Origin of the sequence: Spiroplasma endosymbiont of Melanargia galathea, assembly GCF_964031075.1 — a bacterium.
Classification (GTDB): Bacteria; Bacillota_I; Bacilli_A; order Mycoplasmatales; family Mycoplasmataceae; genus Spiroplasma_A; species Spiroplasma_A apis.
The window spans coordinates 458,244-484,300 of sequence record NZ_OZ035000.1 but is presented as its reverse complement, the minus strand read 5'-3'; the positions used below and the strand labels follow the sequence as shown (position 1 = coordinate 484,300).

Annotated in this window: 14 protein-coding genes and 1 CRISPR repeat array (1 of these 15 only partly in view); all 14 genes read right to left on the bottom strand. The window is 27.4% G+C overall.

The genetic code is table 4. The annotated features are described in order from the left end of the window. Positions 1-592: a CRISPR direct-repeat array (repeat unit 36 nt; unit sequence GTCGTCTATTCCTTAGATATGTCAGATAACTAAAAC) (it extends 2,086 nt beyond the left edge of the window). A 6-nt stretch (positions 593-598) separates the two neighbouring features. After that, positions 599-4,048, bottom strand: coding sequence for a type II CRISPR RNA-guided endonuclease Cas9 (gene cas9, locus AAHM92_RS02175; RefSeq protein WP_500222974.1), 3,450 nt, complete (start codon positions 4,046-4,048; stop codon positions 599-601). A gap of 436 nt (positions 4,049-4,484) precedes the next feature. After that, a complete protein-coding gene (locus tag AAHM92_RS02170) occupies positions 4,485-5,921 on the bottom strand; it encodes a glycoside hydrolase family 1 protein (protein ID WP_500222972.1) in 1,437 nt (478 codons plus the stop codon). Next, complete coding sequence (locus AAHM92_RS02165; RefSeq protein ID WP_500222970.1) at positions 5,908-8,355, bottom strand: glucose PTS transporter subunit IIA; 2,448 nt, start codon at positions 8,353-8,355, stop codon at positions 5,908-5,910. Before AAHM92_RS02165 ends, AAHM92_RS02170 begins: the two co-directional genes overlap by 14 nt. A 249-nt stretch (positions 8,356-8,604) precedes the next feature. Then, positions 8,605-10,236, bottom strand: a complete 1,632-nt coding sequence (locus tag AAHM92_RS02160) for an APC family permease (protein WP_500222968.1) — start codon at positions 10,234-10,236, stop codon at positions 8,605-8,607. Between the two features lie 311 nt (positions 10,237-10,547). Beyond that, on the bottom strand, positions 10,548-12,197 hold the full coding sequence (locus AAHM92_RS02155; RefSeq protein ID WP_500222966.1) for an amino acid permease: 1,650 nt from the start codon (positions 12,195-12,197) through the stop codon (positions 10,548-10,550). A 311-nt stretch (positions 12,198-12,508) separates the two neighbouring features. Then, positions 12,509-12,634, bottom strand: coding sequence for a hypothetical protein (locus AAHM92_RS02150; RefSeq protein ID WP_500222964.1), 126 nt, complete (start codon positions 12,632-12,634; stop codon positions 12,509-12,511). A gap of 146 nt (positions 12,635-12,780) precedes the next feature. Beyond that, complete coding sequence (locus AAHM92_RS02145; protein ID WP_023789204.1) at positions 12,781-13,599, bottom strand: hypothetical protein; 819 nt, start codon at positions 13,597-13,599, stop codon at positions 12,781-12,783. Between the two features lie 108 nt (positions 13,600-13,707). Continuing rightward, the gene (locus AAHM92_RS02140; protein ID WP_500222962.1) at positions 13,708-15,444 is read right to left on the bottom strand and encodes a hypothetical protein; all 1,737 of its coding nucleotides are present in this window, start codon (positions 15,442-15,444) and stop codon (positions 13,708-13,710) included. 64 nt (positions 15,445-15,508) lie between these two features. Next, a complete protein-coding gene (locus AAHM92_RS02135; RefSeq protein ID WP_500222959.1) occupies positions 15,509-17,815 on the bottom strand; it encodes a RelA/SpoT family protein in 2,307 nt (768 codons plus the stop codon). A gap of 111 nt (positions 17,816-17,926) precedes the next feature. Further along, complete coding sequence (locus AAHM92_RS02130) at positions 17,927-18,643, bottom strand: hypothetical protein (protein WP_500222957.1); 717 nt, start codon at positions 18,641-18,643, stop codon at positions 17,927-17,929. Between the two features lie 821 nt (positions 18,644-19,464). Then, positions 19,465-19,977, bottom strand: coding sequence for an adenine phosphoribosyltransferase (locus tag AAHM92_RS02125; RefSeq protein WP_500222955.1), 513 nt, complete (start codon positions 19,975-19,977; stop codon positions 19,465-19,467). 17 nt (positions 19,978-19,994) lie between these two features. After that, positions 19,995-23,891, bottom strand: a complete 3,897-nt coding sequence (locus AAHM92_RS02120; protein WP_500222954.1) for a protein translocase SecDF, variant type — start codon at positions 23,889-23,891, stop codon at positions 19,995-19,997. A 9-nt stretch (positions 23,892-23,900) separates the two neighbouring features. Beyond that, complete coding sequence (locus tag AAHM92_RS02115) at positions 23,901-24,176, bottom strand: hypothetical protein (protein WP_023789196.1); 276 nt, start codon at positions 24,174-24,176, stop codon at positions 23,901-23,903. A gap of 81 nt (positions 24,177-24,257) precedes the next feature. Beyond that, positions 24,258-26,018, bottom strand: coding sequence for a YitT family ABC transporter (locus AAHM92_RS02110; protein ID WP_023789195.1), 1,761 nt, complete (start codon positions 26,016-26,018; stop codon positions 24,258-24,260). Positions 26,019-26,057 lie beyond the last annotated feature (39 nt).

The window sequence follows — 26,057 nt, the reverse complement described above, 5'->3', positions numbered from 1 at the left end:
ATTTGAAAATCTTAATTTAGCTGAACAGTCGTCTATTCCTTAGATATGTCAGATAACTAAAACCTTTATAATGGAAGTTGGGATATCGATTGAGTCGTCTATTCCTTAGATATGTCAGATAACTAAAACCCTTGGAAAACATAATTACTAATTTAGCAAGTCGTCTATTCCTTAGATATGTCAGATAACTAAAACAGTTTAGCGCAGGGAAGTATGGATGTAGCCAGTCGTCTATTCCTTAGATATGTCAGATAACTAAAACACACCTGATAATAAGCCTACCGAGGATGCAGTCGTCTATTCCTTAGATATGTCAGATAACTAAAACTGAAAACATATCATTAAAACTCATTGTTGTGTCGTCTATTCCTTAGATATGTCAGATAACTAAAACATACCTTTGTCTTTCCGTTTAAAGTATATAGTCGTCTATTCCTTAGATATGTCAGATAACTAAAACGCATATAAACTGATTGAAAAAGAAGAAAAAGTCGTCTATTCCTTAGATATGTCAGATAACTAAAACATCGATATCTCTATCTTTGCAAAAGTACTTGTCGTCTATTCCTTAGATATGTCAGATAACTAAAACCTCAAATTATGCTTTACCTAAAATATCTATTGTTATTATCTTAATTTCTTTTAAAATATTTGATAATGAGTCATAACAGTTTTGTGTACCGAATATCTCTTTATTTTTGTGTAACGTTGAAATATATGTAGTATTTATTTTTGTTGCACAAATTTGTGCTCCCATTTTAGATTTAAACACTTTATACTCATAATTGTCGTCTTTATTCTTATAGAATACTGTGTCATTTTGTCTCAAAATCAGCTCATTATCTCTTAGTTTTAGAATGTTTTTATTTTTAAATATATCTATTTTTTTAATTCATCTAGGTTTATTAATACCTTCTTTGTCTATTATAACTCCATAATAAACATTAGTTTCTCAGAGGTTTCCATGTCTATCAGTGTGAAATTGATCTTTGTTGGAATCTTTTAATAATTTTTTTGCAGCCATTTTTTCACTTGATGTAACAGATCCAGAAACTTTATGATTTACTTTATAGGAAACAAAAGGATAATGGATATCGCCAGCAACATTAGCATTCTTTAAAGTTTCAATGTATTCTTGTGGATGTTTAACCTTCACAAATACAGGTCTTTTAACTTTTATTTCTTTTTTAAAGTCTTTTTCATTTAAAATAGATAACTCGTTTAAATTTTTGAAATTTCTCTTCAATTCTTTTTCGGTTAATTTTACTATATCAACATCAACTTTAACTGATAGTTCAATCGGCATTCTTAAATCAATTAATTTATCTAATTTTTTTACTAAAGGAAACATCTTAATTGCTTGGCAATCTGAATTTATAAAATCATCAATTCTCTCAATTGGCTTTGAAATTTGAAACTGTCACTGATAACCACTATTATCATGTCACTTACTACATATTTCTTTAACGTTATTATGATATTGTTCTAAAGAAATGTTTTTATATTTAAAACTTTTAAATTCATTTTCAATAGCTATCAAGTCAGAAGCAAAATCAACACTTCCTTGGTTTTTAAACTGTGATAATACTATCGCATCAACAGCATGATGAAATGGTGTTATATCACGAACTTTTATATCTAATCCTCATGGAGAAAAGCGTAACCATTTTCTTCTAAATCTTGAGGTGACAACCCCTTTAATCATTAACACATTAGATTTGTATTCTTTATTTTCTTTCTTATATTTGTGAATTAAATTATTTTTAAGTCAATTAGCAAAATATCTAGCAATATAAGAATTATCTACTAAATTTCTAGAAGAAAATTTATTTTGATCAATATCTAAAACTGATTTAACTAATAGGTTTTCATACTTATTTCAAGTGATATTACCCTTACGATATAAATCAAGACAATTTTTTTTATAGCTATTTATAATATCTGGATTTTCAGCATTGAAATATTCTAATGGGGTACGATTTTTTTTAAGTTGATTCTCTGTTGTGTAAACTAACACTTTATTATCAAATGAGTCATCTGGAAACTTCGAAATCGGTAATATATGATCGACTTCAAGTTCATGTGAGTTTAATTGTTCTATTTTAATATCTCTAAGTGAGTACAAACATTTTTTATCTTGAGCTAACCATAGCTTATATTTCAATATTGAGGTTGTGTTAGCTACAATACCAATTTTTTCAAGTTCAGATTTTATTACTTCATTTTTAGCTCTTGAATCAAGATTTTTTTTGTTCAACTCGTTTCTGACTTCACCAGACTTACCAAGTTCACGAGATGTTTCCACATTTATTTTTTCGAAATCATTATACTTTCTGAAAAGTGCTTTTAACACTTTTCTTGCTTCATTGATTGCTCTAAAAACTACTGGATTTCTTACCAAATCTCCGTCAACAATAGGTTGTAAGAACTTCTTGATGTTTAAGTCTGTATACTCATTTGCTTTTGCTTTTAATTCATCTTGATAAACACCAGCGATTTCACCTTCAAGGAAGTGTTTTATTACCATTAACATCGCCTTTTTACAAAGATTACTTGTTGTAGTTACTTTTGAAGGAGTTAAAAGTAATTGATTTATATTTTCGTCGTCAATTGTTACATTATTATCGCTTGCTCATTTTTTTATGTTACTTTTTCTCAACTCTGGAGTTATATTCTTATTTAAAATATTCCCTAAATCATCTATTATATTTGAGTCTAAATTATCAATATTTAATTCTTTTAGTTTTTCCATTCCAAAAACTTTGATGAATCTTTTGGTAAATCCAAATAAATCAGTTTTTTTAGCATTATCTAATGCCTTTAAGTTTTTTAAATCTTCTGATTTGACACCAAAATCAGTTTTTAAAACACTTTCAATTTGCTTTTTATTATTTGAAATAAATTTTTCATCGGTTAAAGCTAAGTTGAATAGTTTATTATGAAAGTCTTTTATTGTTTGTTTATTCTCCAAAAATGAAGAAAACTTAGAGACTTCAACTGCCATTTGATATAAATCAAAAATTATACTTGACTTAATATATCTCTTTTCATTAGGGAAAAATGTACAATTTCCTACTAATTCAGTAAATGGTTTATATAATTTATATGCCCTTAAAGAATCTCTTAATGCAATATAATGATTATTTTTGTCTTTAATGTTTGATAATTTTTGTTTAATTAATTCAATGTTTTCTGCTCGAGAGATATTTTTAGGTCCAAAACCATCCTCAAAGAATCTTTGTCTTAATATAGTATCGATGATTTTATCAATAATTTCATTGTTTAGTTGAGGAAAATACTCTGCTTGTTTATTTAAAATAAGTTCTAGTTCGTATTTATATGCCGCTCTTGGAAAAAGAAATCTATAATGTTTTTTATGATTACGAACATTTAACAAATTTTTATTTTTATCAAACCTTGTAGAACTTTCTTCATCAATGAAAGCTTCTGCAATTGTTTTTTTACAAGTTTTTGTGGCTATATCGTAACCTATCAATTTTCTAGCAAATATAATTGAATTTGCATATTCTTCTTTTTCGTTAATTTTAGCATCATCTTTTAATTCGGATTTATCTTCACCTTTTTCTGGATCAAATAAGTTTTCAAAACCTCTATTTTTGGCGATGTGTACAAGCGCAATAGTTAGTTCTTCACTACTTAATTTTTCTTTTAACCCTTTTATTCTAATAACATATGGATTGAAATATTTCTTTTCATCATATACAATTTTATTTGTTGGTTTTAATGAAGAAATAGAAAAATCAAAAGTTTTTTCATATAAGCTCTCAGTAATGATGCCCGAATCTATTAATATTTTTTTCAATAATTTTATTCTAGCTTTTTTTCTTCTTTTTAATCTTCTCGAGCTTCTAAATACTCTTCTTTTTGCAGCTAAAGACGTTTTTTTCTCTGGATCCTCAGGCACTTGGAATAATCTAACACCAAAATCATCTAATCAAGGTTCTATAGCATTCTCATCATCATAACCTGTGACAGCTCACCCTACTGATGAAATACCAAGATCAAGACCTAATATATATTTTTTCATTTTTTCATCCTTTTTTACTTTCAAAAATATTTTATCAAACTTATATAAATTTGTTTTGAAAATAAAAAAAAGAGCAGGTTTAGGGATGCTCAACCCTTCACTAAGAAGTTTATCTTAGTTTCTGACATATCTAAGCAATAGACGAATAGTTGCCTGACAAAAATATAATAACATAAAATATAAATTTTTCAGCATTTTTTAAAAAAATATTTAAATAATTCTTAAAAAATGTAATATTTAACAAACTATTCCTTTAATTATATAAAATATAGAATTTTTTTAAAATCGTGTAATTAAAGATAATTAATCAAAGAGATAAAAAATATCAGAAACTGAACACAGAACAAGTTTAATATAAGTTATAAAGCGATAAAAAAACAAGAAGTTAATAATACTCCTTGTTTTTTAACATAACTAATGCTTCAAAGCAATATTGTTATTCCAAAGATTCAATGAATTTTTTAAATCAATAAAAACTTTCTTTTTTATATCTATTTTTTGTTCCCTTACCATAATCATCTTGATCAACATAAATGAGACCATAACGCTTAGACATCTCATTACTTCCACTAGATATTATATCGATTGGAGTTCATGTAGTATAACCAAATACATTAACACCATCTTCAATAGCAAAACTTATTTGTTCTAAATGTGACTTTAAATATTCAATTCTTTCATTATCAATTACTTTGAATTCATCATTTAGTTTATCATTAAGACCAATCCCATTTTCTGCAATGAATAATGGTAGTTGATATCTATCTCATAGATCATTTAATGTAGTTCTTAAACCAACAGGATCAATTTGTCAACCTCATTCACTTTCTTGCAAAAAAGGATTTTTTCCCATTTTTACTAAATTAGCTTCTACTTTAGATGTATTTTCAGTTGAGTTAACTCCACTCATATAATAGCTGAATGAGATGAAATCTATTTTGTATTTACTTATTATTTCCATATCTTCATTTGTATAATTTATTTTAATATTATTTAATTCTCAATATTTGAGAATATAAGACGGATAGTACCCTTTCGTAAACACATCATAATAGAAGTATACTTTTGTTTGTTGGTCTTGAAGATTTAAGAAGACATTCTCTGGCTTGCAATTTAACGGATAACATGTGAATTGAGCAAGCATACAACCAAATTTAAAATTCTTATCAATTTCTCTACCAATTTTAATAGCTTTTGCATTAGCAACAAATTGATTGTGTAACGCTTGATAGCAACTTTCTAATACATTCACTTCTTTATCAACTATTATACCGACACTGACCCAACTTGAAAATATCGCAGCGTTAATTTCATTAAAAGGAATTCAATATTTTACATAATCTTTATATTCATTAAAAACGACTTTTGCATATTCTAGATAAATATCAATTAATTTAGGATTTTTTCACCCACCATATTTTTCTACTAATATGTAAGGTAAGTCAAAATGTGATATTGTGACTAATGGTTCTATGTTATATTTTTTACACTCTTCAAAAACCTTTTTATAGAAGTTTAAACCTTCTTGGCAAATAATACCATCATCACAATTTGGAATAATCCTGGCTCAAGAAAGTGACATTCTAAATGTATTCATACCCATCTCGCTAAATAGTTTTATATCTTCTTTATAGTTGTTGTAAAAATCAACACCCATTCTTTTAGGAAAATATAAATCTTGTTCATTTTCAATTGCGTAATTGATTTTTTCGCTTGTTACTTCTTTAGAATCTGTAATATTTTTTCGATTCTTAATATCTTCAAAATATTTTAAATCAGCCACAGTCAAAGATTTACCATCTTTGTTGTACTCTCCTTCAAGTTGAGGTGCAGCAGTTGCACCACCCCATAAGAAGTTCTTAGGAAATTTCATTATTAACCTTCTTTCTTTGGAAACTTAAAGTATCATCTTTTCTTTGATTGATTTCAAAGTAAATATCTAATGAATGTACAGCATTATAATAATTATTTTTTATCAGATCTATTTTTTTATCATACTTTATTTTACTTTCTACAATGTTATTGATTTTTTCTAAAATTGTACTTTGTAAAGTTTTAAGCTTATTTTTACTATTTAAATAAAGCTCATTTAGTTTCTCTTTTTTCTCTGTTAGTATGATCATTTTGTTATTATTTTCTATTTTAACTATATTATTTTCAACTTTTTTTACACTCATTAACTTATTTTTGCTTTTTAAAGCAACTATTTTTTCATTTAACTTAACTAACTTTTCATTTTGTTCATCTTTCATTTGTGAAATCTTGGCTTCAAAGTGTGAGTTATTTTTGAATACTTTTTCAATATCTTTAAATTGATGTTTTTCATCTTTTGAAAATTTTAAATCCTTATTTAAGTTTTTTAATAATTCTTTTTTTTCTTCAAGTGAAATATAGTTATTTTTAAATAAATATTTTGTAAATCTTTTATTAACTTTATTAATAGATTTGTTTTCTTTTTCTCTTTCTACAAAGAATAAGAAAGTTAATAGATAGGCAGAACCAATTGAAATAAATGACCCTAACACAAAGAGACCAATTTGATAGGCTCCACCAGGTAGAAATCTTGTTACTCCTAATACACCCATTCCTCCTGCAACAGTTGCATTAATTCCAAGTAGTCCAGATGTTAAACCACCAATTGCTGCTCCTAGACATCCAGTTAAGAATGGAGTTACTCTTGGTAAAGTAATACCATAAATGATTGGTTCGGTAATACCAACAATTGCTGAAGGTATTGAAGAGTAAGCAATCTCTTTAGTTTTATAATTATTTGTACTATTACCAACATAAATTACAGCACCAAGTTGTCCACAAACTCCAAACACTGACACCGCATAAAGTGGACTTGGTAAGTTTTGTATAATGGCCATAATAACTGGAACATGAGTTCCAGTTAATACAAGAGGTTGTCATAACATAGCGAATAACATTGTTCCAATACCATAAGGGATGTTACCCAATCATTTTACAGCAACACCAATCAGTCCCTCAACAACACCAAGGATCGGTCCTAAAACAAACATAATTGAAACCATAACAATTAAAAATGCTATACCTGTTCTGAAACAAATATCTATTGAAGTTGGCATTCAAGATTTAACTCATTTGTCTATGTAAACATATAATGCTCCTGCCACAATTTGAGGAATTATTGAATTGTAATAACCACCTAGCTTAATTTTAATAAAACTTCATTCTATTAAAGTGAAGTTTACTCCTCACATCAAATAAGGACTAGCTACCGCAACACCAATTAGGGCTCCAACAATTACATTTCCTTTTAAATATTTCACTGTGCTAATACATAGAAATATTCCTAACATTCCAATCCCTACTTCTGCGATTATATAAATGAATGCTGAAAATAGATGTGCATTTTTCATTTGATCATAATTTTTTATATCATCAATAAGATTCGATTGTATTAAAATAGCCTTTAGTGCCATCAATAATCCTGCTGCTAAGATAATTGGTATTGTAGGGACAATAACACCACTTATAAATCCTAGTGCTCTATCTTTAAATTTCTTTTTGTTATTATTTTTAGTTTCAAATATGATCTCTTTATTCATTATTTTTTGTACTTCTTCGTTTACTTTATAAACATCTCCACCAATTATAATTTGTAACTCTTGACCACTTCAGTTTATTCCCTTTACTAAGGGAAGTTTTTTTAACTTGTCTTCATTAACCAATTTTTTATCGATGATACTAAATCTTAATCTTGTCATGCAATTGTAACAGTTTTGAAAGTTTTTTACTGTTCCAACAGCCTCATAAACTTTTTGTGCAGCTACTTTAAATTTACTTTCTTTGACAATTGATTTATCATCATTTTTTTTAGTCTTATTTATCGTTAATATTCCTATTTCCTCACCATGCTTTACATAACCTGTTTTTGTTAACTCAAATTCCATATCATCATCGTTATCAAAGACAACAATAGTTTCAGTAGACAATTTCTCTTTTTGAATCATCTTATAATCCACATCAATTAAGGGTTCTTTATAATTAAAAGTATCTTCAACTTTTTTCAAATACTTGAAAGGTTTTCCTTCTAATCTTACAGTGTCGATACCAATATGTATCATTGCTTTTAATCCAGAAATTGTTTCTAGAAACACTGCATGCTTAGTATCAAAAATCATCTTAATCTTGGACTCTTGAAAAATACTATATATAAAGTTATTTTCGGGTTCGACCAAAAATCCATCACCAAGCATTTTATCAGCGAAAGTTTTATCTATACATTTATCAATTGATTTGATAGTCCCGTCAACCGGGGCAAAGATTTTAATTTTATCCATGCTTTTTTCCTCCTGCATTTATATAATGCGGCTTAAAAGCGATTTTTGATACTAAAAATGATCAATAACTAAATGGTTTCCAAAAGAGAAAGTAGTTGGGTACTTTTGATGTCTAAACTATCAAAATATCAAATTAATATTCTTAATTTGAATAATCGAGTTTGTAGTTTTATATGAAACACTTGATAATATAAAAATCTACTAACTTAACATTTACGTCAAATTAGTAGATTTATTTTTTATCCTTATTTAAATTGATTTAGTTTTTTTATTTTCTTTTCCTTTTTCTTTTTTTGTAATATTGGATGTCATAATTTCATTAATCTCAGTATTATTTAAACTAAGTTTTTTATTTTTTCTTTGAACATTTAAGTATCACATCAACATTGCAAATCCCATAAAAATAACTAAGCCACCAACCGAAAGTAATAAACTAGTTAAAGAAGTAACTCAATCACTTTTTCATGACACTGGTGAAGGAATTGCTCCAAATATTATTGCTATTATAATAACCATTAAGGATATTGAGGTTATTGTGATCGCAATATATTTATTTTTGAAGAACTTAGTAGTTCTTTCTGTATCTTCCAATTTTCATCTTAATTTTATATACGATATAAAAAAGAATAAGAATGGAAAAACCGACATAGTTGTAGTTGTTTGAGTTATCAAAGTCAAGAAATTAGAAGAACCTTTTCCAATAGCTCCAGTTGTAGTAACTCCAACAATTAATAAAATAATTGTCACAACAATTGCCTGCGCAATAATTCCATTAGTAGGAATTCCTGCTTTATTAGTTTTTTGTGATCATTTTCCCATTACACCTTCTGGTATTTCTGAAAAGAAAACTTTAACTGGTCCTACAGTTCAAAAGAACAGGGCTCCTAATCCATTTAATGCTGTTACTAATGCAACAACTCTGATTATTATTGTTCCACCAATTGAATCAAAAGGTAAATTAAACATATATGAAAATACGTAATAATAAGTATTTGAAAGACCTCATTTAGTAATTAATCCTTGTTCAATTACAAGACTTAATGCTAATCCTCCACAAACCATTAAGAAAATAACAATCAGCATTCCAATCAATGTTGATATTTTGAAAGCTTTTGGACCTTTTTTAGTATCTCTCATAAATACAGCCATTGTTTCAATCCCATTATAAGAAATCATAATTCAAGGAAAAGCTGACATAAATCCTCATCAGTCACCATCAAAACCTCAAGAACTCATTGGATTTAAATGTTCTTTATCAAAAGAACTTGGTACTTGTCCATTTTTGAATACTGGTAATGCTACAAATAAACACAAAACAATAAATACTACTCCCAACATTAGTGAAGCAGTTCCACCAATGTTGGTAATGATTCCGATCCAACGTGCTCCTTTTTTTGCAATAAATGAACCAATTCAAAATATAACAATGGCGATACAAGCTAATAAGATAGCTGATACTCGACTAGCATTATCTTCGTCCATTCCGTTTTCATTTAATTTTAAAGCCAACAAGTCAAAGCCATTTGTTCCTGTAATAACAAAACTAATTGCTATAACAGTAAATGGTGCCAAGGTAGCAAAGTAAAATAGGTTTGTAAAAAATGATGATCAACTTGCTAAGAACCCACATTTTTTACCAAGGATTAGGGAACAATAACTACCTAATCCTGCTTCAGCATTTTTTAATTTTTTGATACTTGCAAATTCAGAAGATATGAATACTATCGGAATTGCATAAACAATTCCCCCTACTAAAAATAGTAACATTGATAATAAACCAAACTGAACCTGATTGTTGATAATATTTCTTAAAGCGAAAACTGTCGCAAATACCATAAATATAATGGTGAGTTTCGACAAGGTTTTTTTACGCTCGTTCATGATATTTTCCTCCTTTAAAAATAAAAAAATATAAATTTTATTTAAATAAAATTTATATTTCCATAATATTTGAAAACTGTAACTCTACACAAAGTGTTTGTTACATTATTATTAATAATATTATTTAAGATAACTATAAAAGGTTTCACAATAAATACTATGAAAACTTATCTTAGTTAAACTACAGATATATAAATTTAAGTTTTTGATTTTTGATTTACACTTTATCTTCTTATCAGTTATCATAGTATTCACCTCCAAATTTTTTTGCAACTCTATGAGTATAACACTCCAGAATTAATTATTTTAATTTAATTTCTATTTAATTTACTATAGAAACTTTTGTTTTTGTTTTTATAATTTTCGATTGCTTCTAAACGATTATAAGATTTACCTCAATTTTTAGGATTTATTTTTAATATAAAATCATTTTCATCTATGTTAGCTTTTGAAATTCTCAACTCATTTATTAAGAAAATTAATAACAACAATGTTGTAAAGATAATAACAAATATTGGTTGTAATATTTGACCAACATCATCTGATCATAATTTTTTAAATATATCATAATAAATGTATATCAAAAATAAAATCATAATACTTGAAGCTATAACATTATAATAAACACTACCTTTGACATTTAAAACATCATCAACTTTTTTGGTCTTATGATTAACAAGTGCTGCCACCATCAAAGTTAAATAAGTTGTAAAAGCAATAACAACTACTGAGTCAGATATTTTGTCAATCAAGAATGTCACTGCTTGACCAACATAGTAATAATCACTCACTTGATTAGTCCTATCAAGTGAGTTTCGATAAACTAATCATGAAGTTGTTGTAATAATGACTAGAGTTAATGAAATAACAACAGCATTTATATAACCACTCATTTTATGTGAAATCATTGCTTTACCTTGTTTGTAATATATTAATTGCGGACCATTATTGTCAGTTGTGCTAGATAAGTTAATTACTCCAAAACTAGTGAATCCAGCAACCGATCCTAGTACAACTACTGCAATTAGTAACTTACAAAATAATGCTCAATCTTTAGGAATAATTGCTGATATCAATGAAAATGAATCTGCATCTAATGTTCCAAAATATAATGAAACTGCAAATAAGATATTTACCATTACCACTAAAATAACACCAACAACTTGTCCAGCAACTAACATTTTTTTATGTTTGATTTCTTTTTCAATACTAGAACCATACATAAATCCATCTAGTTCAAATAAAAGCATTGGTATAACAAGAATAAAATAACTAAATTTTCATTGTGTAGTATTTGCTTCATTGAAAGCTGTTGTACTTAAATGGAACTTTGCATAAAAACCTAATCCGATGACAAAAACTAGTGGTAAAAACTTTAAGTTGTTAAAAAATATATGTAAATATTTAAATCATCCATTTGAAGCATGAGCATTTGATATACACATGAAAAAGATAATTAATACCGCTATAAATATTATCAAGAAGGCTTCTGTATCTGGATTGATTCAAGCTTCATTATTGTGGTAATCATCAATTACTCTAAAAATATAGTAAGAAACTGTTATAGCCATTAGTCCAACATAAACAGGAACATATATTATTGAATAAAAGAGCGAGAATAAACTTCCTGTTCTTCTTCCAATAAAAGTCTCTGCAAAACATGTATGCGTATGATATCTATTTTTTGCACTAGTTCCTAACTCAATAAATACAAACACCATTGAAATACCAATAAACGCCATTAATCCTAAAATAATTAAAACAATATATGGGTTATGTGCTGCTAACAATGCCTGTTTACTTTTTAGATAAACTCCAACACCAATTGAATTTCCAAAGACTATTGAGAATACTCTTCAAAAATCAAAAGCTGCAGAGTTTCTACTTTTTTTGTTAATAATTTGATTTTGCATACTTTCAGTAGGATCAATCCTTTGGTTTTCTGCATTTATACTCTTCATTTAATTCTCCTCGTTTTCTATTTGATAAAAAAATATAAAAAAAATATAAATTTAATTTTTTTAATTAAATTTATATTTACTTCTGTATTAAGGTGGTTTAATTATTAGATATTAATTGACAACCTTTATAAAACTGTTTTCATCATTACACGCAAAATAATTCAAAAAACGTACCAAAAGTAAATACTTTGTGTTTCTTAAATGCCATAAACTTATTTTTAATGATGTTATATTTACGCATAACTTGATCTCCGTTTCTAATAATTTTTTTATCTCTTTAATCAGTAGATAAATTAAACTCATTGTCTCTTTTATAAAGTTATAAATGAATTTTTTAAAGTTAGTACATTCTTAAACATTAGTTTTAAGTAAAATTTTGTATTAAATACAAATAAATTTTGTTCTAATAAAGTACCAACTTTATTATCTTTTTTCATTATACACTATCTAATAAAATTAATTTATTAAGTTATAGTAATTTTAATTTATAAAATTATTTTTATAAATAAAAAACAACCTTGAAGAAATGAATAGAATAATAATTAAATTAATTCATTTCTTTAAAAGGTTGTTTAGTTTTTTATTATCTTCTTCCTTTTTTATTATTTTTAGTTTCAATACCTCTAACTTTTTTCATAGCATAGTTTAAATCTTTGAATTTCTCTTCTAGTTGAATTGCTTCATCCCATAAAGGGTTAATTGCCTCACGTTTTTGGCTTTCTTTTTTAGCTTGTTCTGCAACTTGTGCAGGATTAGCACCTTGTTCAATTTTAACTGCTTGTTCCATTGTAAGGTATGGATCTTCAGGTCTTACCCCTTTATTAACTAATGAAGCTATTTGCATTCTAATTTGTGAGCTAGATAATTTTTTATCTTTAAAATCAACTTGTCATTGAACTGGACTTTTGTCTTCAAATTTATATGGTTCTTTAATTATTGCATATAACATATTAACAAATTTTTCAAATCCAGATTCACCTTTTCAAAAACTTGCTTCGTCATTCAAGACTAGTTGTCCACCATTAATCAAATCATATTTTGAGTAATGCATTTCAAATACTTTTGAAGATCAATCAGATTCTGGTATTAAATAAAAATTAGTAAATAAAGTACAGTTGAAGATATGATTATCAAATTCATAAATAGAGAAGTTGAATCTATCAACAGTTGTTGTATCAATTGAAACATTAAAGTTTTTAACATCAACAACTTTTGTTAATCATTGTAGAACTGCTTGTGCATACTTTAGTACAAACTTAAGTTTTTGACTTGAATAAATCAATGTTTTTCATCTTGTAAAATTAAAGTCATACTCTGATTCTTTTCTTGTTGAGGCTAAATTGAAATCCAAGTTTGCATCAACAAATTCTTGAATAGGTAAATAAATCATTTCTCTTCTCATTACTTCGTCCCCTTATAAGTTACTAAGCTTATTATATCACAAAAATACCAACTCTTAGTTACCAATTACCAAACGGCTTAGGGGATAGGTTTCAAATAAATGATGTTATTAAACCTCAGTGCTGTCGTTTCTACTCATAATGTCGTTATCTGACTCATTAGGTTTTTTTACATCAGTGTAACCTTTTTTCTTAAATCATTTGAATTGTTTTTCTCATGGATAACTTTCATTAATGTATTTTTTTAATTCTTCATTATTTTCTAATTGTTTAATGTTATGTCATTTATAAATTTTAAAAAAGCCTAACTTAGTGAAGAATTTGTTTTTATATTCTTCCATTTCTAAAATATCCAAAGTATTGGTTATTTGTTTTCCTTTGTAAGTACCAAAACAAATCTCTCTATTTCTTTTAATTGCTCCATAAATTCCTAAGGTTATAAAAAATAATAAAAATAAGCTCAAGAAACCAGCTTGTTTTAGTAAGTACAAGGTATCTATAATGTTAAAACCATTCTCGCTAATACTAAAGAAAATAGCTCCAAATCCACTAATGGAATAACTAAATATTGCGAAATGACTTAAAAAATGAAAGATACCAAATTGCAAGATTGCAGGGAAAGTTCCTCAACCACTCGAAATGTTCATAACCATATATAATATAACCATAAATCTCCCAACCGTCTCGTCTCTAAAACTAAATCATAATGCTTGTACACAAATAACTATTATCAATTCTATGAATAACATTCATAATCAGGTTGATAATAAGGCACTTGAACCGATTATATTAAATGGTGACAAAGATAATGTTGCTAAAAGTAAAGTCGCTTGTAAAACACCAGTCAAATACATAAGTAGTGTTTTTGAAAAATACCATTGGATCGCATTTGCTTTAATAAATCTTTTTGCACGATCGTAAATGAAAGTTTGTACAAAGGCACCAACAAATAGTCCAAGAGTTATAAATAGTTGACCTAAACCAATTCCATAATATCCCTCTTTAGAACCACCACTTTGAGTGTCAATGAAACTATCTAACTTTAATTTATCAGCTATTTCACTTCATTGAGGAAATAATCCACTAAACTCACGTAATGTTTGTATTAAAATACCTGCCATAAGTGCATCTTTATTTTTTAATATATTTTCAAAAAAGTAACCTACAACATAATTTCTTTCGAAAGTTGTGTATAACTTAAGTTTTTCTGTTGTAAAATCCTTTAATTGAATAGAGTGCGATAATATTCCATAAAGTTCTTTTAATAAATGTGCAGAGAAATTCTCAGGTACATAAACTTGCACAAAATCGGATTTGTTTTTATATTCTTTTTTTGCTTCCTCACCTTGCAAGTAGCTGAAATTATTAAATGTAATATTTGATAGATTTTTTGTTGACCATTTTGTTTCTTCTTTATTTTTGTAATTCGCATCATTTGGTTTAAATACACCGTTTTTAATTAAAGTATCAAAAAGACTTGTTTCACTTGTGAGTTTATCATCATACATGTAAGTAATATTTTCATTAGTTGTATTTAAATAAAGATTATTACTATCCTTAGCTTTTACTATTTCATCTTTAGTTTTGAATACTTTACCATTTTTATCAACTAAAACACCATATTTTTTAGCAGCTAAATTCTTATAGGTAAAGTATGTTCCTTCGTTATCCAAAAAAGAAGCTGGTACTCTTCCTAAATTTGCCATTGGATTTCAAAATGCCATGATTAAAACAAAGGCATATAAAAAAGGTACTATTAATACACCAAAGAATTTAATAATTCTTTTTGGTGATGATAATACCCGTGTTTGTATTTCGATTGATAAACTTTTAAATAAATTTCTCATAAAACCCTCTAAACTTAATATTTTTACAATTCATAAATACTATGTTAATGGTTGATAAATATTATTATTCAAAATTATCTCCTGATGTTAATGCTCTTGTCACCTTAGAAACTCCAGCAATTTCAGCAAGTGCTGTCATAGTTTGGTTCAAATGTTCAGTATTTTCAACTTCAATAATTAAACTACCTTTTCCTAAAAATTCTTCTTCCACTGTTATTAACTTTGCTTCTGTAATATTAACTCTACGGTTTGTAAAAACTTGAATTATATCTGCCAAGATACCGACTCTATCGTAGGTTACTAATCTAATTTTTGTTGCGTATTTTTTTCCAACTACTTTTTTTGGAACTCACTCAGTTGGTAAAAGGTTGTGGACCTTCCTGATATTTACAATATTAATACATTCACTCCTATGAACTTGTATTCCTTTAGTTTTTGACATAAAACTTGTTACTTTTTCCATTGGAATTGGATAACAACATTGAGCAATTGAACAACTAACTTGTTCAATCCCATTGATTTTTAAGTCATCTCTTCCTTTTACAGAAATATATTTTCTTGTTTTAAGATCATTAATTTTTTCAACATCTCGTAATTCTTCTTTAGAAACATAAACGACTTCAACGGCTTCAGGAATCGAAAAATCACCTTTACCAATAGAAAGTAAGAAAGCATCAATATTCTTGTAATCTAGTACTTTAAGTTTCTTTTGAATTTCATCTATCGAATTTATCTGTCATTTTAAATTGTTAGCTACAATGTATCTATCGATTTCTCTTTTAGTATTTCTAATTATTTTTTGATTAGTTATTTTTTCTTTTTCTTCTTCTATTTTTTTACGTTCAGCTAAATAAGCTTCAATTGCCTTACGGGCAGTAGAAGTTCTAATAAAACGAAGTCATTTTTCTGTTGGAGCTGCTTCTTTTGAAGTTTGAATCTCAACCATTTCACCAGAGTTTAAGGTTGTATTATAAGGAGAGAAAACCCCATTGATTTTTGCACCGATTGTTTTATTACCAATTTCAGTGTGTATTTTATATGCAAAATCTAAAACTGTAGAACCAAAGGGTAACGTAACAACATGACCATCAGGGGTTAAAATATATATCAACGGAGCAAGATAGTCTGATTTAACAGTTTCTTCAATTTCTTGTTCTAGATTACCAATTCCACTTTCGTTATATTCGACTTCCATACCATCAGAAGCTAGTTTTTCAAGATTCATTAGTCTTGTAAACATATCTACTTTTTCATCTATTTCTCTTTGTTTTGTAGCTACGTCAACATTTCCTTCGCCTTCTTTATATTTCCAGTGAGCTGCAGCCCCGTGTTCAGCGATATCATCCATTTCCTTAGTTCTTATTTGTACTTCAAAAATTATACCGTCCCTGTTGGCTAGAGTTGTATGTAAAGATTGATATAAATTATTTTTAGGTGTTGCAATATAATCTTTAAACCTTCCTGATAAAGGCGTATACATTTGATGAACTCAACCTAATAATTTATAACATTCATCAACAGTATTGGTTATAATACGAACAGCTAAAATATCATTAATATCTGAGAAAGACTTTCCAAAGATAGACATTTTTTTATAAATAGAATATATTGTTTTCGATCTACCAAAAATAGTTAATTGTTCATCTTTTAATTCATTTTCCACTCTTTTATTTATATCATTTATGATTTCACTAATCATTTGTGTTCTTGCTTCTTTACTTTCTTCTAAAAGCTGAGTTATTTTTTCAAATTCTTCTGGATTTAAAAAATAAAAACTGTGGTCTTCTAAAAGGTTTTTCGCAGACTTCATTCCAATCCTGTGAGCGATTGTTGAATATATATCCAGAGTTTCTTTTGCAATGATTTTTTGCTTTTCTGGTGTCATATATTTAAGAGTTAATAGGTTATGCATTCTATCAGCGATTTTTACAATAATAACTCTTATATCCCTTATCATAGAAACAAAAAGTTTTCTCAAATAATTTGCTTTCATCTGTGCGCGATTTTCTTTAGTAAAATAACTCACCTTAGTAACTGCTTCAACAATATCAGCAACATCATTTCCATATAATTCTTCTATTTCATCAAATGTTACGGGTGTGTCTTCAATGACATCATGTAATAGTCCAGCAATTATTGTTTTGGGTCCCATTCTTCATTGAGCTAAATAATATGCTGTTGATAATGGATGTATTATAAATGGATCTCCATTTTTTCTTTTTTGAGGTCTATGTTTTTCTTCGGCATAGTCATAAGCTTCTTTGATCTCTGCAATAATTTTTGGATTATGAATGTACTTTTTTATCTCAGTTATTAAAATTTCAACGTCTCGACATTCTACAAAATTAAAACTACCTGAATCTTCGAACATCTTGACACCCCTCTCAATAATGCTTTTCTTTGATTAATTATAACTAATTATAGTGAATAAGTCTATAATTACCCCAGTGCCCAAAAAATAAAAAACCAAACAAGTTTGGTTTTAAGATTTCATTTTTTCCAAAAAGTTATCGATGTCTTTTTTAGACAATCTAAGTTCACCAGCGCTTGGAGGTTCCATGGTTTCTTCTACAATCCAATCATTTGTATCAGTAACTTCTTTTTTCTTGTTTAATTTTTTTTCTTGTTTAACAACAAATTCATCATCCAAGCTTTGAAGATTTAATGTGTCATCAGAATCATCAAATGAAGCTTTTGATTTTTTAGATTTTATATTGTTGTTGCTTTCAACATAGTCGTTTTCTTTTTGTTCACTATCAAGATCTTTTTGTTTTGGAATCTCTTGATTAAATTGAACTGGGTTAATTGGTTGTTGCAAGAAAGGCATTTGTTGAGGAACAAAATCACTAAACTGTTTAGGTTGTACAAAAGGTTGTTGACCATATGCTATCGGACTTGATTGTGGATATGGTGAACAATTAATTGTTATGTTACCGTAACTAACTGGTAAATTTCTCGCTTCAATTCCATAAGGTGAATCTAATAAATTTTTTTGTATTGTTGGGAAAGAACTAGGTAAAAAATTTGCAATTGCATTATTTCCAAAACCTCCTTGGAAATTTGTGTTTAAACCTTTAGATTGAAAATTTAAAGAGTTAGCATAGTTTTGTGCTTCTGAGAAATTAGTGAACTTAGCTACTCTGTTAAAGTTTCTGTCAACTACTCAAAAATTCATACCGTCTGCAAAAACATAATTCATATGCGCGACCTCCTTAATTTATTAACTATATTATAATACAAAATACAAAAATAAGCAACCCACTCCTAGTGCTAGGTTACTTCACGTTCAATAACTAAATTAGCTTTAGACTTATTAATTTTATTATAGTTGGTTTATTTGAATTTAGCAAATATTTTATCTATATTTTAAAAAAATTATTAGCTAAGTGAATGATGTTTATTTTAGTATTGTGAATACATCAAAGCTGATCATCTAGTAAAATAACAGGAAATAAACAATAATAACCATTTACAAATAGGTTTATAATGGTGATAAATGATTATTGATACTAATGTGTTTTCATACAAATTAATATTAAAAAACACGAATAAAGAGACTAAATTATTGAGAAAATAAAAATAATAAATAATAAATATACTTTTTCTAGTATTAATTTACTAAATTGCGTTTGTTTTTAAAACCGTTGCTATTTTGAGTGTAAATGTTAATATGAAATAGTAAAAAAATATTGTGGTTTTTTTACACCTATCAAAATTTAGTATATAAAAAAATATTATTCAAATAAAAATGCAAATAAATTATTTATCGCAGAAGATAAGTAGTTTATTTAAGATACCATAAATTGCACTTCTATTAGTAAATTCAACACATACTTTTTATGTAAGTATTAAAGTTCAATTAGTCTGTATTATAGTGTAACTTGTATAATAAGTGATTAATTAACTGAATTTACTTTATTTTAATAATATAATCAAATTTTGACAAGGAATTGTTACAAAAAACATTTCCACTCTATTTATAAGTTATTAATAAAAAAAAGCCCTTTATAAGGGCTTTTTTTAGTAACTAACTAGTGTTTTTCAATCGTATTTATCAAATATTTCTGGTTTATGAAGTGAAGTTATATCAGCTAGAAAGACAATTCCTTCAACTGAAGCATTGCTATCTTCGACTAAGTTTATAATAGCCTCCATAGTTCCACCAGTTGCAAGAACGTCATCAATGATAACAACTTTATCATTCGCTTTAAGATCGTCCTCATGAATTTGAATATGACCAGAACCGTATTCTAAATCATACTTAATATCTTTTACTTTTCTGGGTAGTTTGTTTGGTTTTCTTACTAAAACAAAACGGCAACCAGTAACATATGCAACAGCACTTGCGAAAACAAATCCTCTTGCTTCTGGAGCTACAATTACGTTTGCTCCTCTGTTTTTAACATATTCAGACATTTGGTCTACAGTATATTTAAAAGCTTCTATGTCGTTTAAGACAGGTGTGATATCTTTAAAAGTTATTCCTTTTATTGGAAAATCTTGAACATCTCAAATATATTTTTTTAAATCCATAATATTACTCCTAGTTATTAATCATTTATACCTTCAATAATTTGCTCTTCACCAGAAACTTTAAGGTTGTTGATGAAATGTTTTCTTGAAAGATGATTTCTAATTCTTAATTGTTCTAAACCAATTCATATTGGTATTGCTACAAATAATACAACTAATGCCGATGATAATATACCTATAATCAAACTGATACCAAATGCTAATAGTGGTGATAATGTCATCGCCAATAGTAAGGCAACAGCTATATATACCGATCCAATTAAATAAGTTCGTTTAACACCAAACCTAAACGTTTGAACCATCACTTCTTTAAGGTAATTATTCTCTTTTGCTACTCTAGAAATTTTGATTTTGTTTTCTTTTTTAATATCTTTGAATGATAAATATTTTTCTTGTTTTGTCTTACTGAACTGTGCATACAGTTCTCTTTTTTCTTTAACAGTTAAATCTTTACTTTTGAGTGCTAATTTAAGATCTGCTTTAATTAAGAAAAGTTCATCCTTGATACGTTTTTTTTCTGATTTAGTGTTAAATGAATATTCAATTTCTTTTTTGAAGTATTCATTTAAACTCTTTTCGTCTTTTGAAACAATTAATGACCTTGCTTTTCCAAAAATTATAAATAATGCCATACATACAAATGAGATAGAAGCAACAATAGATATTAATGAGCTCATTCCTAATGGTATTTGTAATGCAACAATAGCACCAAGGGTAATTGCAGGAGTTAATATGATTGCCACAATCATCGCAATATAGTATGTTCATTTGAATCTTATCAATATATAAATTAATAAGCCTAATATAATAGCTAGAACTGTTCATAGCATTTGGAATGACATTCATAGCATAGTAGCTGGTCTAATTCTTTTTGAAATAAACCCTCTGTCTTCACGAGCATTCGAGATGTTGATTCCCATTCTTTGGAAAACGTTTTTAGCAATTGATGATTGCTCTGAGTTAGTTGTTGCTACTGATAAAGAAATTCATGGATAGTTTTCTTCATCAGATGTTTTAGAATTATATTCAAATTTAGAACCATATGAGACACTGTGATTATGATTAACATATGTAGTTATCGCATTTGTAGTATTCGCTAGGTAGTTTACATATTCTTTGTTAAGAAATACTGTATCTATGAAATTACTTACTAATTGAGTTTTCTTAAGTTGTCTTTTAGATGAACTAGGTTCTAGATTAGGATTCTCAATTTCAAAATCATTGAAGTTTTCAACTGTGTTTTTCGCAATATTTATTAATTCATTATTTGGTTCATCTTTATTAGATACCGCTTCGATATTTTGATAGAACTCATCAATGTTACTTCCTCAAATTGTATACTCGGTTCTGTTACCAAATGTTGCGTCATAATTAGGTCCTCATAAACCACCAACCAAGGCTGCTATTGAAGTTAAAATAATTAAAATAAATGCGAGTAGTTTAGATCCGTGTTTAATAACCTTTTCATAAGTTTTTACTTTCAACTTTTCTCTAGTTGAAGTAACTATTTCACTTTCTTGCTCGATAATTGTTTCTGTATTATCGTTCAAAACATAATTTAGTTCTTCGATAGCTAAATTTAATTTATTTATCTTAGTAATATATTTTTCTTGATCTAACTTAGAGATTTTAGTTTTGATTTTAGTTATTTTTTTGTTTATTTTTTTGTTATGTTTCTCTTTTATTTTTTCAGCTTTTAATACATGCAGTTCTTCGTGTTTCTGTTCTTTTTGTGCTAATTTAGTTTCTAAAGTTGCTAATTTAGCTTGTAAAGCTTTTCTCTTATCTATATCTTTTGAATCTATTTTGAAACTCTTTAGATTTAATAATTTCTTTTCTATTTTCTCTATTTTTTTAAGCGTAGCTTTTTGACTTTTACTTGACAATGAATGAACTGAGTCATTTAAAGAAGACTTTTGTCTTTCTAAAACTTCAATTTTTTTATCATTAATTGTTGCATAATCTAGCTTTTGAATTTTATTTTTCAAAGTGTATATTTTGTAATTTAACAACGGTTTACCATTTTTGGCGAAACTAGTGTTTAATGCAAATAATCATAAATTATTATTGAATATATTTGTATTTATTAACATTTTGAATAAGATTACAGCAAATAAAACTGTCAACAATATTGAGAAAGCCATCCCCATTGAGATTATTATTGCAAATGACTGAAGTGCATTAGAAGTAATTCAAAATAAACAAATACTTGGCACAATTAGGGCAACTATAACATCAATGGCAATACCAAGGTTTTCTTTAATTGAAATGTTGAAACTTGTCTTGACTCCCCTTTGTTTATTGAAAATATTGTACTTAATATTTTCAAATATAAGGACAAATATTTCAAGGTTGAGAGCGATAATTAAAATTATTCCAATGATTGTTTCGGGTCCTAAAGTTAGTCCAAATCAAGTAGTAGATAACAATGTAAGGCCTGTAATAGCTAATATTATTGCAATCATGAAAATACCTAATACCCTATATAAAAAGGCTATATAAATCATCAATGCTAAGGCGATAACACCCATAAATATGATAGCGAATGAAAGCATCAAACTAGTAATTGAACCAGATATTTCTGAAATTTCGTTTACTGTGAAAACAAAACCTTTTGTAGAAGCGTTAAATACAGATGCACCCATTTTAGCTTTAGATTCAGGATCTTTAGGATACTCTGTAATAAAATGATTATCTTTTATATAACCATAAGCACCATTAACTGATGTAGAAGCTTCATTTAATTTTCCACTATTTGAAGCAGTACCATCAAATAAGAAGTAATTTGTTAAAGAATTATAAATCTTTTTATTCAATGAGTTAGCATTTGTATTAAGGAACTTAGCCATAACAGGGTTAAACTCATTGAATAATTCATTTACTTTACCTAATTTTGTACTGTGGTCATTACCGCTTGATAATGAATAACCAATAACGTCTTCGGCATATTTCCCACCTTCTTTGAAATCATCAGTCTTAGCATTGGGATCATAAACATACCCAGAAGTATCTGATAGAAATTCAAAATCACTAAAGTGGTCTAAAAAAGTTTTTCTATCAAAACTTTCGTTAAGTAAATTAACATAATAATAAGATTTATTATTCCCAGAAGTTGTAATTGTATAACGACCTTTAAAAAAGTCAGCTAATATTTTCTTAGCGTTGTCACTTGTCTCGCTATTTTTATAAATATTTCTAAATGGTTCGATTATTTGTTCGAAGTAAAGATTTACTTTTTCTTCATTTTTATCAGCCTCAACTAAATTATAGAAGTTTCTAATATCATTATAAAAACCATCAGCATCAATTAATACTGACATTTTTAACTTAGCAGATGTTTGACCTTCTTCTGCTTTAAATAAAGAAGAAAAGTTTGAACCTTTTAATTCAAATGACACAGCTGGGTTTTTACCTCTAGCTGTAGTTATAGAAGTAGATTTAGCACTTGAGAAAAAATCATTAATCCCAGTTCTCTCTTGATCTTTGAATTGTAAATCTTTGTACTCTTCATTTAAAAGGATGGCTCCACCCTTTCTTTGAATTTGATTTTGGAAAACAATTTTGTTTTTATATGCTTCTATTGGTGACAAAACTTTTAAATAATTCAAACCAGCAGTTTCAATTATTATTTGATTTGTACCCATAGGGTTTAATCTTTGTTCTAATACCTTGGCTGCCTCTTTTGCATCACCATTAGGTTGGTTATTGGCTTTTTTTTCATTATTTACGTTATCAACTGAAACCAACGCTGAATAATAACCCCTAAAGTCATTACCTAGCTTGTAATCTTTTGAAAAACGTCATGTACTAAATAAAATTCCAAGTGCTAATGAACATAATAATAAGAAAATTGTTAAAAACCTAAAAACATTTTTATTAATATTTTTTTGATTTGTTTTTTGATTTTTTTTCACTTTGACCACTTATCCCTCTAATATAGATTTTAAATCTGTTTCTATCGTATTGGTTTTATCCAATAAAACATTTATGTTCATGTATTCAAACAACTTATTAACTTTGATATTCATTATGTAGAAAGAAGCATCATTAACATCCCTTATTTTATTTTTTTTAAAAATGACATTTTTTAAATAGTCATATATATCAACAATTGTGATTTGTTTTATTTGTTTTTTTACCTCAATGAGTTTTATTTCTAACATTTTATAAATAATATCTTGTAAATAATTATTTCACATTCAAATCACCATACTTATTTATTATAAACAAAAATTTTTAAAGAAATGATAAAATCTTATTTTTGTTATAAGAACTACACTTTATTCATCATAGATATCTTTTTGAGTCATACGGTTATTTTTGTGCTTATTTGCCCTTACAAAACCGTTTTTATCGAGGCTTATGTTATCTCTTCTTTTCTTATTATTTTTACGATTCTGTCTTTCGGTTTCTCTATTAAGTTTTACAATTGCTATTTGTCTGATTTTTTCCAATTCCATTTCATCAGAGTTTATTTTTCTATGAATGAAATCTCTTTCGTCATTTTTCTTGATTTCGTAGTTAAATATTCCTTTAACAGCCTTCGTTTTTAAAATGTTAATTTTAGCCTGTGGATCAATTAGAAAAACTTCTTTTTCTAAGGAATCTCAATCCATAACTGACATGGCAACCATAATAACACTTCTGTGTAAGTAGTTTTTATTTATTCGGTTAGTACCATCTCAAGTTACAATATCATTTTGAAAACCACGCTCTAGGAAAAAATTGTTTATTTCTTTTGGTTGGTTAGTAGTAATTAAGTATGTTCTTAGTTTAAATTTAGGATATAGTGCATTTGTTGTTGCTGAACTGCACAAAATTAAGACAATTGATGCAAACAATGATGGACCAAATATAAAAGTTAATTTCACTTTTACTAGTGTTCAACCAGCAAGATTTTCACCAAAACCGTTGTTGCAAGCTAATTGAACTAAATAGCGGTATAGGTAATTATTATCAGGTTGCTTACTTACTAAATAATCAATTAATTCTGAAACACTATAAATTTCTTTTGCTTTTGCATCTCCCAATAAATCAAAATATTTTGAGAATGCAGGGTCCAAATATGCTGGTCCACGATTGTCTTTACCAAGAACATATTCAAATAATGACTCTATTAGGTTTTTACCATCCTTTGTGTAAGTTTGAAAAGCGTCATCAACTGAAAGATTGTACAAGGCATTCATCTTTTGTTCTGCACTCAACATACTAGCTGGTAGAATGATTGAGTTCATTATGATTATGAAACCTAATATCATGAAATTAGCATTCCTATTTAAATTACCAACTGGTTTATTCTTAATTTTTGAGAAAAAGATAGTTAAAAAATCTGCTCCTCCTGATGAGGAACCGATTTTATAGACAATTGAATATGAAGCACCTAACAAAACTCCCCCTAAAGATCCAAAAATAAATAACCATATAGAAGTATTTCAAGAATTTGAAAGGTTTTGAATTAGAGAAAAATTAATAATTATATGAAAATCTGTTGGGTTGAAAAATGGTATGATTTGAAGGATTTGGTCAAATGCTATTTGCAAAATTATAAATAAAACAGTAGTAAAAGTGAACTTTTTACCTAGCTTAAAGTATCCAAAAATCATCAATGGTATGTTTATTGTAAAGTAATAAATGAAATAAAATGAACTTTGAAGTCCAATGTCGGTTGGGAAAGTTAAAATTGCCAGAAAACGGGCAATCGCACCAACTCCAGCGGGAAATAAACCTGTTCTACCAGTTGCAGAAATAAAGTAGTCAAAAGTTATGGTGATCATTAGGGCAGCTAATGCTAGTTTTCCTAGTTCTCTTCAAAATTTACTTTTGAAGTACTCTTGAACTAATAACCTTTGCTCCCTTTTGGACATAACTATGCTTTCAATATTACTTAATTCTATAGTGTTACCTTCGTTTTTAGCTAGTTCTTTTGCTGCTTTTTTTATTGTTCGTTGTTCGCTTTTTGAATGAAATGATTCTTTTGGCTCATCAATAACCAAATCTTCTAAAGTTTTAGTTGCTTTGTCATTTAAGATATCATCATTCATTTTGCAAAATTCCTTCTTTTTTATTTACAAGTATTGTAT